Raw genomic sequence first — 14,323 nt, forward strand, 5'->3', positions numbered from 1 at the left:
TTGAATGATGAGTGACAAAGCCATACTGTTCGACACCTCGCGCTGCAGCGCATGCCGCGGCTGCCAGGTGGCCTGCAAATGCTGGAACGACCTGCCCTCGACGCTCGAGAAGAACGGCAACCCGTCCACGGGCTCGTACCAAAGCCCCATGGACCTGAACGCCACCACGCGCCTGCTCATCTCCTTCAACGAGGAGGCGGGCGGAAGCAAGGGCGTGAAGTGGGCCTTCGGCCGCCGCGCGTGCCAGCACTGCACCGACGCCGGGTGCGTGACCGTCTGCCCGGCCGGCGCCATCACCAAGCACGAGGCCACCGGCCTGGTCACGGTAGACGACTCCAAGTGCGTGGGCTGCCAGTACTGCTCCACGGCGTGCCCGTTCGACGTGCCGCATTACCAGGAGGGCCTGCGCACGACGGTGAATAAGTGCACGGGCTGCGTCGACCGCATCGAGCAGGGCCTCGAGCCCGCCTGCGTCACCACGTGCCAGCCGGACGCGCTTCTGTTCGGCGACCGCGACGAGATGATCGCCATCGCCCACGAGCGCGTCGATTTCCTCAAGGCCAAGGGCTACGAGGACGCGGTGGTCTACGGCGAGGACGAGATGGGCGGCCTGCACGTCATCCAGGTTCTCAAGTACGGCGTGGCCGCGCACGGCCAGGTGGAGAACCCGCAGGCGAACCCGGTTGTGGGTCTGACGCAGATCATGAAGCCGATCACCGGCGTCGCCACGGGCGTGACCGTGGCCGGCCTCGCCGCCATGTTCGCGCTCGGCATCGGGTACAAGCGCGACAAGCTGGCCTACAACCCGGATACGGAGGACACCGTCTCCGTGACCACCGGCGAGGTGGTCAAGCACGGCGACGGCCAAGACGAGGAGTCGGTGATGGAGCACATCACCGAGAACCTGGGCGGCAAGAAAGGAGGCCGTGATGAGTAAGGGACCAGTCATGGTTTCCGCCGAGGAGACCGCGAAGAACCAGGCGTTCCTCGAGCAGATGTCCGCGCGCGGCACGGAGCGCTACATCAAGCGCCACTCCAAGCAGGCCCGTTGGACGCACGGCATCACCATCGTCGCGTGCATCCTGCTGTGCATTTCGGGGCTGTTCGTGTTCGTGCCGCAGCTTGCCGCCGCGGCCGGGGCCGACACGGTGTTCGTCATCCGCATGTCCCACCGCGTGCTCGGCGTCATCTTCGTGCTCGTGCCCTTGATCAGCGCCATCGCGGCACCCAAGGGCGTGGCCCACATCTTCAAGAACCTGTTCGACCGGTGGGACTCCGACGACAAGAAGTGGATGGCGCTGTTCTTCCCGTACCTGTTCATGGCCAAGTGGATCCACATGCCCGACCAGCGCGAGGTCAAGAGCGGCCAGCGCTTCGCCGACGGCATGCTGTGGTTTGCCGGGGCGCTCATGGGCGTCACGGGCGTCATCCTGCTTTTGGGCACGACGCTCGTCGACTTCGGCTCCGGCGTGCACGGCGTGGCGCTGTTCCTGCACGACATCGGCTTTCTGCTGATCGCCGTGTTCGGCTTGGCTCACATCTTCCTGGGCGCGGGCATCTTCCAGCCGTACCGGGGCACGCACAAGCTCATGTTCGGCGACGGCACCGTCTCCGAGTCCGACGCCCTGTACCACTGGGGCCACTGGGCTCGCGAGGAGATCGCCAGCGGCGAGAACGTCGTCGAGAAGAAGGCGTAAGGCACCAAAAAAAACGCGGGACCGCCTGGCGCTTTGCGCGCCGGCGGCTCCGCTGGCCGTTCGCAGGAGCTCTCCCGCAAGCGCCCCTGCGAACGGCCAGCACCCGGGGGTGCTGACGCCGATCGGAAAACGACCGAACGACACGACCAAACGACAAGGAACCCTATGAACCTGAAAGCAATCGACGCGGCCCTGGCCGCCTACCGCGGCAAGCTCGACGAGGGCGATGCCGCCCGTCTGGAGTTCTTCCGCAAGCTGTGGGACGCGGTGAGCGCGGATGCGGCGCCCGGCGCCGGCTACGACGTCCCTTCCGAGGCCGACCTGCGCGCCTGGTACGCGGCGGGAGAGCCCGTGCTCGCGCATGCGCCGGCCGCGATCGACAGCGCCTCGTTCTCGGAGGCCCTCGAGCGCGCGGCCGCCTGCGCGGCCGAGCACGGCGGCTTCGAAGGCGGCACGGTCGAGGCGCTCGGCCGCGTGAAATGGGATCGCATCGTGGCCGCGAGCCCGCTCGACGAAGCCGGCAAGGACCCGGCGGCCTACCTCGACGCTTTGGCGGGGCTGCTGGCGGACGACGGCATGACGGAGGGCCAGGCCCGCACGGCGGCGCTCGTGGCGTCGCTCGCGCTGCGCTCCCAGTTGGAGTCTCCCGCACGCGCCGTTTCCCGCGCGCTCGACGAGGCCGGATGCGAGTTTCCGCATCCGCTGGCCTGCCCGGTGTGCGGCGGCGCGCCGGTCGCGGGCCGCGTGGGGGGCGAGAACTCCACCCAGGGGCGCGGCAAGACGCTCTGGTGCGCGCAGTGCGGCACGACGTGGGAGATCGAGCGCGTGCGCTGCGCGCGCTGCGGCACGCAGAACCAGGCGCGCCTGCACTACTTCAACGTGGAGGGCGACGACGCCCACCGCATCGCCACGTGCGACGAGTGCGGCGGCTACCTGCGCACCGTGTACGCCGACGACGCGCTCGCGCCGTTCTCGTTCGAAGTGGAGGACGTGGTCATGGCGCGCCTCGACGCCATAGCGGCCGACCCGGCCTTCGCCGGCGGAGCGGGCGCGTCCGCCGAATAGCCCCGCGCTCCCGCCGCTTGAACGCTAGCATCGGGAGAAAGAAGGCGCCGCGGGAAGGCGCCGCCGCAGAACCTACGAGGAAAGGAGGCCGCATGGCCGTTATCGAGTACCGGGCATCCGCGCCGCGCACCACGGCCGAGCGGCCCATACGCATATTCCTGAACGACGCCCCCGTGGCGGTGAGCCAGGGCAGCCCCTACGACTTGGCGGAACTGGCCGTGGGCTACCTGCTGTCCGAGGGCCTCATCGCCGATCGCGAACGCTTCGTGGAGGTCACGGCCGACCCCGAGGCGGCTGCCGTGTACGTGGCCAGCGGCGAGCGCGCCGCGGAGGGCTACGTTCCGCTGCACCGCGTGACCTCGGCCGGCTGCGCCCGCTCGGCGCTGCTCTCGGGCGGCGGCGACGTGCCGGCCCCCGCGCGGCTCGAAACGAGCGCGCGCTTCGACGCCGACGCGCTGCTGGCCCAGATGGACGAGCTCTGCGAGCGCAGCCCGCGCCGCAACACCGGCGAGTGCGTGCACGGGTGCGGCCTGGGAGACGGGCGTGCGGGCGGGCTCTTGCTCGTGCGCGAGGACATCGGCCGGCACAACGCCATGGACAAGCTCATCGGCCAGGCGTGGCTCGACCGCGCGGGCGTGGGCGACAAGGCGCTGTTTATCACGGGCCGCATCAGCTGCGAGATGGCGCTCAAGGCCCATCGCGCCGGCTGCCCCGTGCTCGTGTCGCGCAAGTCCGCCACCGACGAGGCCGCCCGCCGCGCCGAGGAGCTGGGCGTGACGCTGGTGTCGCACTGCCGCGACGGCCGCCTGCGCGTGCTCTCCTGCCCCGACCGCATCGCGGGGTAGGGGCCGGGCGGGGAGCCTTTTCCAGCGGGTTCTCGCCGCGTTCCCGGCAACGCTTGCGTGCCGGATCGGCGGCGGGGGCGGGCACGGCTCGCGGGTCGGGCCCGAGCGGTGTACAATGGCGGAAAACGCCCGCTTCGCGTGGTGCAGTCGCCTTCGCGCTCCGGGCCGATCTTGCATGAAGGAGCCGCACATGAGCATCGTCGCCGCCTACGTCGTACCCCATCCGCCGCTCATCGTGCCCGCCGTCGGGCACGGCGAGGAGCGCGCCATCCAGCGCACCGTCGACGCCTACGAGGAGGTGGCCCGGCGCATCGCCGCCCACGCGCCCGACACCATCGTGGTCGTCTCTCCCCATGCCCCGCTCTACTACGATTGCTTCCACATCTCCACCGGCGACGCCGCCCATGGGGACATGGGGCAGTTCGGGGCTTGGGACGCCGCCATGAACGTGCCCTACGACCCCTCGTTCGCCGCCGCGGTGTCGGCTTGCGCCCGCGCGCGCGGCGTGCCCATCTGCGGCAGCGGCATGCGCGACGGCGAGCTCGACCATGCGACCTTCGTGCCGCTCCACTTCGTGAACGAGCGCTACGCGGATTACCGGCTCGTGCGCGTGGGCCTGGCGGGCCTGCCGCCGGCCGACCACCGGGAGATCGGCCGCTGCATCGCCGAAGCGGCGCGCGACCTGGATCGGAGCTGCGTGCTCGTGGCTTCGGGCGACCTCTCCCACAAGCTCAAGGAAAGCGGTCCCTACGGCTTCGCGCCCGAGGGCCCCGTGTTCGACCGCAACGTCACGGCCCTGCTCGATGCGGGCGACCTCGAGGGTCTGTTCACGTTCGACGAGGCGTTCCTCGAAGAGGCTGCCGAGTGCGGGCTTCGTTCGTTCCAGATCATGGCCGGCGCGTTGGACGGCGTGGCCTGCACCCATGAGCTGCTGAGCTACGAGGGGCCGTTCGGCGTGGGCTACGCGGTGGCGGCTTTCGAGGTTCAGGGAGCGGATGGCGACGGAGCGGTGGCCTCGGCGGTGGACGCGGCGGCCGACAGGCGGGGTGCCGACGACGCGGTGGGCGAGAACGGCGCCGACCCGTTCGTCGCACTGGCTCGCGCCTCGGTGGAGGGCTTCGTGCGCACGGGGCGTCCCATCGCGCGCCCCGAGGGGCTTCCCATCGAGCTCGCCGATACGCGGGCGGGCGTGTTCGTGTCGCTGCACGAGGGCGGCGACCTGCGCGGGTGCATCGGCACCATAGAGCCCGTTACCGGCTCCGTGGCCGACGAGATCGTCCGCAACGGCGTGGCCGCCGCAAGCGAGGACCCGCGCTTCCCGCCGGTGGGCGAGGAGGAGCTGGACTTCCTTTCGTACTCGGTGGACGTGCTGTTCCCGCCCGAGCCCGTCGACTCCGAGGCGCAGCTCGACCCCGCGCGCTACGGCGTCATCGTCACGAAGGGTTGGCGGCGAGGCTTGCTGCTGCCCTGCTTGGAAGGCGTGGAAACCGTGGCCGAGCAGGTATCCATCGCCCGCGCCAAGGCGGGCATCGCCGCAGACGAGGACGGCGTGCGGCTCGAGCGCTTCGAAGTCGTGCGCCACGACCGCGGAGGCGGGGCCCGGCGTGGATAGCGTTGACGCGGCGGCCGAGGAGGCTGCGCCTGCATCGCGGCGCAAGGGCCGTGCCGTCTGCCGCGTCTGCCCGCACGCCTGCGCGCCCGCCGAGGGCGCCCGCGGGATATGCCGCGCCCGCGTCGCGCGGGGCGGGGAGGTGGCCTGCGAGAACTACGGCCGCGTGACGTCGCTCGCGCTCGACCCCGTGGAGAAGAAGCCGCTCGCGCGCTGGCGCCCCGGCACGCTCGTGCTGTCCGCGGGCTCCTACGGCTGCAACCTGCGCTGCCCGTTCTGCCAGAACGCCGAGATAGCCTGCGCGGGCGAGGACGACGTGTCATGGCGCGCGCTGGAGCCGGCCGAGCTCGTGGCGTTGGCGACGGAGGCGCGGCCGCGCGGATGCGTCGGCATAGCCTACACGTACAACGAGCCCTTCGTCGGCTTCGAGTTCGTGCGCGACACCGCCCGGCTCGCCCGCGAGGCCGGGTTGGCGAACGTGGTGGTGAGCAACGGCATGATCAACCCCGGGCCGCTCGCCGAGGTGCTGCCGTTCATCGACGCCGCCAACATCGACCTCAAGGGGTTCACGCGGGAATTCTACGATCTCGTGGGCGGCGACTTGGACACGGTGAAGGCGACCATAGCGGCCCTGGTCGCTTGCCCTACCTGCCATGTGGAGGTGACCACGCTCGTCGTCCCCAGCTTGAACGACGATCCCGCCGAGATCGACGCGGCGGCCTCCTGGCTCGCCTCGCTCGATCCTTTCGTTCCGTACCACCTCACGCGCTTCTTCCCCTGCCATCGTATGGCAGACCGCGCGCCCACGCCCGTGCCCGCGCTGCGCGAGCTCGCCGCCGTCGCGCGCCGCCACCTGAACGACGTGCTGCTGGGCAACTGCTGAGGCGGCGCACTGCCTGCGCTCGACTGCGCGGCGCGCCCTCCTCGCCGAACGGTTTGCGCATCCGCTATACTGGCTCCTAACCGCTTTTGAGGAGAGCCATGCTGCCGTATTTCAAGAAGTACCTGTTCGCCGCCTACGCGCTGTCCGTGCTGATACCCGTGGCCTCCCTGGCCGCTTTCTCGGTGGTCATGGGCGGCAACGTGGTCAAGACGCTGCCGGGGCTGTTCTCGTCGCTCATGCTGTTCGTCGCCTGCCTGTACGCCATGCCGCGGATCATGGGCCAGATGGCCGATAGGAAGGCCGACGCCCTCGTGTCGCTGTACAACGACGCCTGCGACCCGCCGGCCTTCCTGGAGCAGGCCGAGAAACCCGCAGGCGCCGTGAAGACACCGTACACCGAGGCGGGCTCGTGGTTCCTCTCGTTCTACGCGCTCGCGCTGGCCGACGAGGATCGGGCGGAGGAGGCGGCGCGCATCGGAGAGAGCATGCGTTTGAGCGCCGTGCAGGCGCAGGATCCGAAGGTTCGGGCGGCGCTGCTCGTGAACATGGAGCCCGTGGTGCTCAGGCTGCTGGGTGCCCAAGCGGCGCTCGGCGCGGTGGAGGAGGCCGAGCGCTTGCTGGCCGGCGCGCAGGACGCCGAGAGCGCCCAGCGCCGCAACTTCCTGGCGTGGGAGCGCGGCGTTCTGGAGGCCCGCCTGGCCGGTGACGACGGCGCGCTGGCGGAGAAGCTCGCGCACGTGCGCCCCCAAGCCGCCTATCCGCTGCGCATGCGCGTGCTGGCCGCCGCCGACGAGGCCGCCGTGCACCGGCGGCGCGGCGACGTCGCGCAAGAGCGCGAGTGCCTGCGGTTCGTCGCGGAGCACGGAAACCGCCTGCCCGCCGTTGCCGCCGCGCAGGAGCGCCTCGCCGAGCTGGACGCCTAGCCGTTCCCAAGCCGCCGCAGCGCGGGGTGCTCGTTTCGGGTCGCATGCCCTACCTCGTGCAGTCCGCCGCCGTTTTGCATATTCCGAAAGATTTCTGCATAAAAGGGGTTACCAAACGGCAACAAAGCGCATATACTGCCCTCAGTCCTTTAAAAGCGGTACAGAGAGACCGACAAGGTAGAACCCCAAGCGCCCACCCGAACAAGGGCGCGACGAGTCGAAGCCTTTGTCTGTCGCGGAGGCTTTTTTCATGCCCGGCGACGGACGCCCGCACGGCGGGGAGCGCGAGGGCGCGAACCGGCGAGGCGGGGTGAGGGTCGCCTGTACCATCCCGAACGAAAGGGGTGGGTGCATGACCGAAGCAGGCACGGTCAAAACCGTCTGCATGGATGCGGACGAGATCGAACGGTCGCTGACGCGCATAGCGCATCAGATACTCGAGACCAACAAGGGCGCGGGCAACATCGCGCTCGTCGGCATCGTGACGCGGGGCGACTTGCTCGCCAAGCGCCTGGCCGAGAAGATCGAGGCCATTGAGGGCACGAAGGTGCCGCTCGGCAAGCTCGACATCAGCTTCTACCGCGACGATTTCGCGACGCATCTCGCCCCCGAGGTGCATTCCACCGACATCTTCTTCGACTTGGACGGCAAGGACGTCGTGCTCGTGGACGACGTGCTGTACACCGGCCGCACCATCCGCGCCGCGCTCGACGCCCTCATGGACATCGGCCGCCCCGCCACCGTGCAGCTGGCCGTGCTGGTGGACCGCGGGCATCGCGAGCTGCCCATTCGCGCCGACTTCGTGGGCAAGAACGTCCCGTCGTCCGCCGACGAGAACGTGCGCCTGTTCCTTGAGGAGACGGACGGCAAGTCCGAAGTTGAGATTCTGGAAATGACTCCGGGCTCCCGTGCGGGTTCGGCACCGCTGGGAGGTGAATAGGGCATGGCCTTCAACCACAAGCATCTGATCGACATCACGGAGTACTCCGCCGACGACATCATGACCGTCCTCGAGACGGCCGTCCGTTTCAAGGAGGTCAACGAGCGCCGCATCAAGCAGGTGCCCACGCTCAAGGGCGTCACGGTCGTGAACATGTTCAACGAGCCGTCCACCCGCACGCGCTCCTCGTTCGAGATCGCCGAGAAGCGCCTCTCCGCCAACAGCCTGAACTTCGGCGGCAGCTCCACCTCCACGGTGAAGGGCGAGAGCCTGGTGGACACGGTGGAGACGCTCTGCGCCTACAAGATCGACATGATCATCGTGCGCGACAAGCACGCCGGCGTGCCGCGCAAGATCGCCGACGTCTCCGGCGCGCACGTCATCGACGCGGGCGACGGCAAGCACCAGCATCCCACGCAGGCGCTGCTGGACCTGTACTCCATCTGGGAGGTCAAAAGCGACCTCGCCGGCCTCAAGGTGGGCGTCGTGGGCGACATAGGCCACTCCCGCGTGTGCGGCTCGCTCATCCCTGCGCTGAAGATCATGGGATGCGAGGTGACGGTGGTCGCGCCGCCGACGCTGCTGCCCGCCCGTCCCGACGTCCTGGGAGCCGACCATGTGACCACGAAGCTCGACGAGGTGCTGCCCGACCTGGACGTGGTGTACATGCTGCGCATCCAGCGCGAGCGCCTCGAGGGCGCGCCGTACCCGTCGCTGCGCGAGTACAACATGCTGTACGGCCTGACGAAGGACCGCGAGCCCCTTATGAGGCCCGACGCCCTCATCTGCCACCCCGGCCCCATCAACCGCGGCGTCGAACTGGATAGCTACATGGCCGACCACCCGAAGCGCTCGGTCATTCTCGATCAGGTCTATGCCGGTATCCTCACCCGCATGGCCGAAATGTACCTGCTGCTCGGAGGGAGCGAAGATGGCCTTACTGCTTAAGAACGCCCATGTGATCGACCCGCAGGTCGGTCTGAACGAAACGGCCGACATCCTGGTGCGCGACGGCAAGATCGTCGAGATCGGCCAGAACCTCGCGATGGAGAAGGGCGTCGAGCGCGACCTGGGCGGCAAGATCATCGTGCCCGGCCTCGTGGACATCCACGTGCACCTGCGCGAGCCCGGCTACGAGCTGAAGGAGGACATCGCCTCCGGCACACGCGCCGCTGCGCACGGCGGCTTCACGGCGGTGTGCTGCATGCCGAACACGAAGCCCGTCATCGACAACGCCGTGGGCGTGGAGTACGTGAAGGCCCGCGCTGCGGCCGTCGGCAAGTGCCGCGTGCACGTGGCCGGCTCCTGCTCGCAGGGCTTGAAGGGCGACACGCTGTCCGAGATGGGCGACATGGTGGCGCACGGCGCCGTCGCCTTCACCGACGACGGCCGCGGCGTGCAGGGCGCGGGCATGATGCGCCGCGTCATGGACTACGCCGCGCAGTTCGACCGCGTGGTGATGAGCCATTGCCAGGACGAGGACCTCGTCGGCGCCGGCCAGGTGAACGAGGGCGTCGTGTCCACGCGCCTGGGGATGCTGGGCTGGCCGGCGGAGGGCGAGGAGATCCAGATCGCCCGCGACATCGCCATCTGCCGCCTCACCGGCTGCCCGCTGCACATCCAGCATTTGACGACCGCCCGCGGCCTGGAGCTCGTGCGCGCCGCAAAGGCCGAGGGACTGCCCGTCACCTGCGAGGTCACGCCGCACCACTTGTTCCTCACCGAGGACGCCATCGGCGACGACTACAACACCTTCCTCAAGGTGAACCCGCCGCTGCGCACGGCCGAGGACGCCGCCGCGCTGGTGGAGGGCGTCGTGGACGGCACGGTGGACGCCATCGTCACCGACCACGCGCCGCACAACGACTTCGAGAAGAACGCCGAGTTCGAGCTGGCCCCCTTCGGCATGATCGGCCTGGAGACGTCGCTGGCCCTCGTCATCACGAACTTGGTCGCACCGGGCAAGATCACCTGGGAGCGCGCCGTGGAGCTCATGGCAGCGAAGCCCCGCGAGATCCTGCGCGTCGAGCGCGTCGCGCTCGAACCGGGCGCGACGGCCGACCTCACGGTCATCGACCCGGAGGCCGCCTGGACGGTGGACGCCGCCGACTTCCAGTCGAAGGCCGTGAACTCGGGCTTCATCGGCGCCGAGCTCAAGGGCCGCGCCACCGACGTCTACGTGGCCGGCTACGCCACCATGGAGGACGGCGCGATCGTCGAGTAGAGGCGCGGTTCGACCGCATGACAAGGGGGATGGGTCATAAGCCCCGAAATCGAATGGCGATTCATAGAGGCGGGTGTCGGGCCGTGCGGTCCCGAAACCCGCCTCGTTGCATTCTCGCGCTCCCTCCGTCCCTCATGCATACTCGGTCCTCGTGCTCGTTCAGTCCTCGCACACGTCTCCGTCTCTCGCGCACCCGGGGGCTGATGCGCTCCTAAGTCCTCGACGCGCCCCTCTTTTCCTCACCGTCTCTTTCCATGCGGTCTCGCGGGGTTTCATGCAGCTCTTTCTCCTCGAAATGCACGAAAATCACCACTGTGAAGCTGTGATGCGACGTATGGAAAAACCTGTTGTCTTCCTATTTGCAAAATGCCAGCTCAAAGCCTTGCGGTTTCGAAAAGCTCATGTTGCTTTTCGCTGTTGGCGCTTCAGTTGTCCTTTTCCATGCCTCTCATGCCGTTCGGAAGCTTCACAGCGGTGATTTTCGTGACTTCGACCCGGCTTCGGATGCATGTGCTACTATGTTGTCGTCAAAGAGCCAATGCAGGCGCTCTTCGTATCAAGAAGCTGTCCAGTGTGGAAACCGACGTCCTTGTTTCCCCCTCCCACGCTTGCAAGATCCTCTCAGCCTAAGGGCGTGCGAGGGGAGTCCTGTGCCCATGAACGGTCCGCGAGTCTATTTCGGCCATCGAACGGCATTCCAAATCCTGCGCGCGGTGCGGCGCGATTCTCGTTTCGCGGTGCGGAGCGGCTCGATCAAGCTGCCCGACCAGGTGCCAAGCGACGAAGAGCTTGCTGAAATCGTCGAACGGTTGAGGGTGGCATATCCGAGCATTCGCATCGATCATCCTGTCCATGTTCTAGTAGGCTCTAGCGAGCGCCGTCGCTTTTCAAGTGCATGCAGGGAGCATGTGGCGTCCGCTCCCTTGGCGGGCAGATCGTTCTGTCGCCTCATGGAAGGCGTGTTCGTAGCGGCACCTGCTTTTGCCCTCGTGCATCTTGCCGCACGCGAGCAGAGTCCGGTTGCCTTGCTGGAGTTGACATACGAGGTATGCGGAACGTACCAAACGCGCCGAACGGGAGTCGATTCAGGTTACGACGTGGCATCCCTCGCATCGGTTCGCGACGTGCGGGATTTCATGTCGCGCAACACGTCGCTCGACGGCGCGCGCAAGGTTGCGCGCATTCTGCGCTACGTCGCAGACGGATCCGCCTCTCCGCGGGAAACGAAGCAGGCGCTCGTGCTGGGGTTGCCGCATGCGCGCGGCGGCTACGGGCTGGGCATTCCCCGAATGAACTACGAGGTGCGTGCGAACCCGGCGGCGCGGGCGCTTACGGGAAAGTCGTTCTTCCGATGCGACCTCTGCTGGCCGGAGGCGAAATTGGACGTGGAATATCAGAGCCGTTGGGCGCACGAAGGCGAGGCCAAGCGTCTCGAAGACTCTCGCAGGACGAACGCGCTCGCGGCCATGGGATGGAAGGTCGTCTGCATCACCAACGACGAGCTCGACAGCCTTGCCGCCACCGATGCGATAGCGAACACGATACGTCGGCACTTGGGAAAGCGCGCTCAGGTGCGCGTGCCTGATCACCATGCGCGGAAGCTGCGGCTTCGACGGCAACTGGGCTTGCCTGCGAAATACGAGTGAGCGAACTCGAGCGTACGGAGCCTTTCGAAATGGCCGCCCGGCCGTCTCTCACCGCTCGCGGTAGATCTGGTGGGCGCCTTCGATGGTGTCGTCGTACACGCTGCGCAGGTAGGCAAGGGCCGCCTTGCCGTCGCGCCTTCTTATGTAGTCCATGATGCGGTTGCGATGTTCCTTGAGCAGCTCGACGCCGTGCTTGCGCCCGTACTCTGCCCAAAGGGACATGCTCGGTTGCTTGAACGAGTTAACGAGCAGCGGCGTTATCGAGTTTCCGCTCATGCAGCTCACCGCGTGGTCGAACGCATAGCATCGCGCGGCCACCTCCTCGGGCGTGGTGCTCGCCTCCAGTTCGTCCAGCTTCTCCTGAAGCGATTCGGTATCCTCGTCGCTCATTTCGGATATGGCTCGCTGCAGGCTCAGCCCTTCGATGGCCAGGTGCACTTCGAGCAGCGACCGTATCTCGCGCTGGGGCAGCAGACCGCCGTTGTACTCCATGATGGAGATCAGGGTCGCGAGCGAGCCCGTCCGCCGATAATCGGTCACGAACACGCCTTTGCGCGGCCGTATCTCCAGAAAGCCCTTCGAGGCCATCTCCGTGATGCCGGCGTTCACCACCGGGCGGCTTACGCCCATCTGCTCGGCAAGCTCGCGCTCGGCGGGAAGCTGCGTGCCCGGCTGGAGCTCTCCCGACAAGATCATGCGCTCGATCTGGCTTACGAACAGTTTTTTCAAGCTCGGTGAAGTGAGCGGTTGGAATTCCATGGTAGCACGATCCTTTCGCGTGTCTCTGGCTATTGGTAATACCACAAACTGCCCCTAAATAAAAGAGCAGGAAGCACATGCGACGTTAAGAGCAGAATACTCTTTCCTTTGTCAGTCCTCTATGGTATATTCACTTCTGGTATTACCAGTAGTGGTAATACCGAAAAGCATATGCGCGGAGCGGGACGGTTGGACGACTGGACGACTTAGGGGAGTCCGGTCGGATCAAAACAAGAAAGGGGACCCTATGCTGTTTCAAGTGTACGGTGAAAACGCCATCTTCCAATGGCTCGGCCTCATCGCCGTTTTCGCCATCCTCATGATCTTGAACTTTTATTCCATCAAGAGCAAAAAGGCGGGCATCTTCTTGCTGCTGGTCATGCCGGCGCTCGTCACGGTGTACTGCGTCGCAGTGAACGTGGGGGCGGCCATGGGGGCTGACTGGGCACTGCGGAACCAGACCCACCTTTACATGAACGGTTGGTTCCACTACGCAAAGCTCTACGCCGCGACCTGCAGCTGCATCGGCATCATCATGGTCCGCTTCCAATGGGGCGTGGGTAAGAAGAAGTGGTTCGCCTACAACGTCATGATCATGTTGAACATCAACATCCTCATCGCCGTCGCCAGCGACGTCGAGCATGCCCTCAACGCTTGGTACGCATGGGAGCTGTCGTCCGAAGGCGTGTGGCTCTACGGAGGCTGGCACAACGTCATGAACGCCATCGCCGGCCTGCTGTGCATCGCGGGCACCACCGCATGGAACCACATCTACGTTTCCAAGCCCATCGGCAAGGACGGCCGCGACCTCATCTGGGCCGACCTTATCTGGGTATGGATCATCGCCTACGACCTGTGGAACTTCGCCTACACCTACAACAACCTTCCCACGCATGCTTGGTACTGCGGCCTGGCCCTGCTGCTGGCGCCCACCGTCTTGGCGTTCGTGTGGAACAAGGGCTCCTGGATTCCCAACCGCGGTCATACGCTGCTGTTCTGGTGCATGTTCGCCCAGGTGTTTCCCCTGTTCATGGAAGGCGATTCCCCGTTCGCGGTCTTGCCGGCCATGTACGCCGACGGCGTTATGACCAACGGGGCGGTGAACGTGCTGCCCATGACCGTCGTCTCGGCCTTGGCCCTCGCCGCCAACGTAGGCTGCGTGATCACGGTGCTCTATCGGTCGGTCAAGCTCAAGAAGAACCCGTACTTCAACGAGATGTTCACCGACACGAAGGACTACCGGAAGGCCATGGAGCGCGTTGCCTTCCAGTCCGGCGTGGACAAGTCCGCGTAACCGCATCGCAAACAGGGCGAGCGGTTGGAGACCGCCCGCCCTGCAGCCCGCCCCGCACAGCGTGCTTATGCAAAAAACCGTCCGCGAATCCGATTCGCGGACGGTTTTTCTATCGGAAAAGACCGGTGAGCCACACGCCCTTGCCCCCCTTCGCGATACCGTAGCGGGGCGGCACGGACCCGATCTACGATACAGTCACGGTGCCGTTGCCCGTGAGCAGCGCCAAGGCGGTCACCAAGCCGCCGGTCAGCATCATGATGATGGAGAGGATGACGAAGAACAGGCACCCTATCCAGGCGAACATCTTGCCGCCCTCGCTCCAGCCCCATCCGTCTTTTCCCACGAGCCAGGCGAAGAGCACGCCGGGGAAGCTCCCGAACAAACCGATGAGGAAGTACCCTGCCTTCGCCGCTCCTGAAAGCTCTCTCATTGTCGTCT

General features: G+C 66.7%; 14 protein-coding genes. 12 read left to right on the forward strand and 2 right to left on the reverse strand.

Annotated elements, in window-relative coordinates; genetic code table 11:
• The first annotated feature begins 4 nt into the window (after positions 1-4).
• From C1878_RS08145 to C1878_RS16880, 11 genes are all read left to right on the forward strand, one after another.
• Positions 5-937, forward strand: a complete 933-nt coding sequence (locus tag C1878_RS08145; protein WP_241963664.1) for a 4Fe-4S dicluster domain-containing protein — start codon at positions 5-7, stop codon at positions 935-937.
• Positions 930-1,697 (forward strand): cytochrome b/b6 domain-containing protein, encoded by a 768-nt coding sequence (locus C1878_RS08150; RefSeq protein ID WP_114601114.1) that lies wholly within the window; start codon positions 930-932, stop codon positions 1,695-1,697. The genes C1878_RS08145 and C1878_RS08150 overlap by 8 nt, the downstream gene beginning before the upstream one ends.
• 165 nt (positions 1,698-1,862) lie before the next feature.
• A complete protein-coding gene (locus C1878_RS08155; protein ID WP_114601115.1) occupies positions 1,863-2,762 on the forward strand; it encodes a formate dehydrogenase accessory protein FdhE in 900 nt (299 codons plus the stop codon).
• Positions 2,763-2,854: 92 nt separating this feature from the next.
• The gene (locus C1878_RS08160) at positions 2,855-3,607 is read left to right on the forward strand and encodes a formate dehydrogenase accessory sulfurtransferase FdhD (RefSeq protein ID WP_114601116.1); all 753 of its coding nucleotides are present in this window, start codon (positions 2,855-2,857) and stop codon (positions 3,605-3,607) included.
• 190 nt (positions 3,608-3,797) lie between these two features.
• On the forward strand, positions 3,798-5,219 hold the full coding sequence (amrA, locus tag C1878_RS08165) for an AmmeMemoRadiSam system protein A (protein WP_114601117.1): 1,422 nt from the start codon (positions 3,798-3,800) through the stop codon (positions 5,217-5,219).
• Positions 5,212-6,099, forward strand: a complete 888-nt coding sequence (gene amrS / locus C1878_RS08170) for an AmmeMemoRadiSam system radical SAM enzyme (RefSeq protein ID WP_114601118.1) — start codon at positions 5,212-5,214, stop codon at positions 6,097-6,099. Before amrA ends, amrS begins: the two co-directional genes overlap by 8 nt.
• A gap of 98 nt (positions 6,100-6,197) precedes the next feature.
• Entirely contained in the window at positions 6,198-7,022 is an 825-nt protein-coding gene (locus tag C1878_RS08175) for a hypothetical protein (RefSeq protein ID WP_114601119.1), read from the forward strand.
• A gap of 352 nt (positions 7,023-7,374) precedes the next feature.
• Positions 7,375-7,962, forward strand: coding sequence for a bifunctional pyr operon transcriptional regulator/uracil phosphoribosyltransferase PyrR (pyrR, locus tag C1878_RS08180; RefSeq protein ID WP_114601120.1), 588 nt, complete (start codon positions 7,375-7,377; stop codon positions 7,960-7,962).
• 3 nt (positions 7,963-7,965) lie between these two features.
• On the forward strand, positions 7,966-8,910 hold the full coding sequence (locus C1878_RS08185; RefSeq protein ID WP_114601121.1) for an aspartate carbamoyltransferase catalytic subunit: 945 nt from the start codon (positions 7,966-7,968) through the stop codon (positions 8,908-8,910).
• Complete coding sequence (locus C1878_RS08190) at positions 8,894-10,186, forward strand: dihydroorotase (protein ID WP_114601122.1); 1,293 nt, start codon at positions 8,894-8,896, stop codon at positions 10,184-10,186. Before C1878_RS08185 ends, C1878_RS08190 begins: the two co-directional genes overlap by 17 nt.
• 1,025 nt (positions 10,187-11,211) lie before the next feature.
• Entirely contained in the window at positions 11,212-11,832 is a 621-nt protein-coding gene (locus C1878_RS16880; protein ID WP_241963665.1) for an endonuclease domain-containing protein, read from the forward strand.
• Between the two features lie 48 nt (positions 11,833-11,880).
• On the opposite strand, the gene C1878_RS08200 is transcribed toward C1878_RS16880, so the two are convergent.
• Positions 11,881-12,591, reverse strand: a complete 711-nt coding sequence (locus C1878_RS08200; RefSeq protein ID WP_114601124.1) for a FadR/GntR family transcriptional regulator — start codon at positions 12,589-12,591, stop codon at positions 11,881-11,883.
• Between the two features lie 247 nt (positions 12,592-12,838).
• Here C1878_RS08200 and C1878_RS08205 point away from each other — a divergent pair, with 247 nt between their 5' ends.
• Entirely contained in the window at positions 12,839-13,885 is a 1,047-nt protein-coding gene (locus C1878_RS08205; RefSeq protein WP_114601125.1) for a DUF5692 family protein, read from the forward strand.
• Between the two features lie 184 nt (positions 13,886-14,069).
• Here the strand turns inward: C1878_RS08205 and C1878_RS08210 are convergent, their stop codons facing one another.
• Complete coding sequence (locus C1878_RS08210; protein WP_114601126.1) at positions 14,070-14,315, reverse strand: hypothetical protein; 246 nt, start codon at positions 14,313-14,315, stop codon at positions 14,070-14,072.
• Between the last annotated feature and the right edge of the window lie 8 nt (positions 14,316-14,323).

The sequence above is a fragment of the Gordonibacter sp. 28C genome, assembly GCF_003339845.1.
Classification (GTDB): domain Bacteria; phylum Actinomycetota; class Coriobacteriia; order Coriobacteriales; family Eggerthellaceae; genus Gordonibacter.

Coding starts and splice junctions, on each gene's coding strand:
- C1878_RS08145 (WP_241963664.1), top strand. CDS start 5: ATGATGAGTGACAAAGCCATACTGTTCGACACCTCGCGCTGCAGCGCA.
- C1878_RS08150 (WP_114601114.1), top strand. CDS start 930: ATGAGTAAGGGACCAGTCATGGTTTCCGCCGAGGAGACCGCGAAGAAC.
- C1878_RS08155 (WP_114601115.1), top strand. CDS start 1,863: ATGAACCTGAAAGCAATCGACGCGGCCCTGGCCGCCTACCGCGGCAAG.
- C1878_RS08160 (WP_114601116.1), top strand. CDS start 2,855: ATGGCCGTTATCGAGTACCGGGCATCCGCGCCGCGCACCACGGCCGAG.
- amrA (WP_114601117.1), top strand. CDS start 3,798: ATGAGCATCGTCGCCGCCTACGTCGTACCCCATCCGCCGCTCATCGTG.
- C1878_RS08175 (WP_114601119.1), top strand. CDS start 6,198: ATGCTGCCGTATTTCAAGAAGTACCTGTTCGCCGCCTACGCGCTGTCC.
- pyrR (WP_114601120.1), top strand. CDS start 7,375: ATGACCGAAGCAGGCACGGTCAAAACCGTCTGCATGGATGCGGACGAG.
- C1878_RS08185 (WP_114601121.1), top strand. CDS start 7,966: ATGGCCTTCAACCACAAGCATCTGATCGACATCACGGAGTACTCCGCC.
- C1878_RS08190 (WP_114601122.1), top strand. CDS start 8,894: ATGGCCTTACTGCTTAAGAACGCCCATGTGATCGACCCGCAGGTCGGT.
- C1878_RS08200 (WP_114601124.1), bottom strand. CDS start 12,591: ATGGAATTCCAACCGCTCACTTCACCGAGCTTGAAAAAACTGTTCGTA.
- C1878_RS08205 (WP_114601125.1), top strand. CDS start 12,839: ATGCTGTTTCAAGTGTACGGTGAAAACGCCATCTTCCAATGGCTCGGC.
- C1878_RS08210 (WP_114601126.1), bottom strand. CDS start 14,315: ATGAGAGAGCTTTCAGGAGCGGCGAAGGCAGGGTACTTCCTCATCGGT.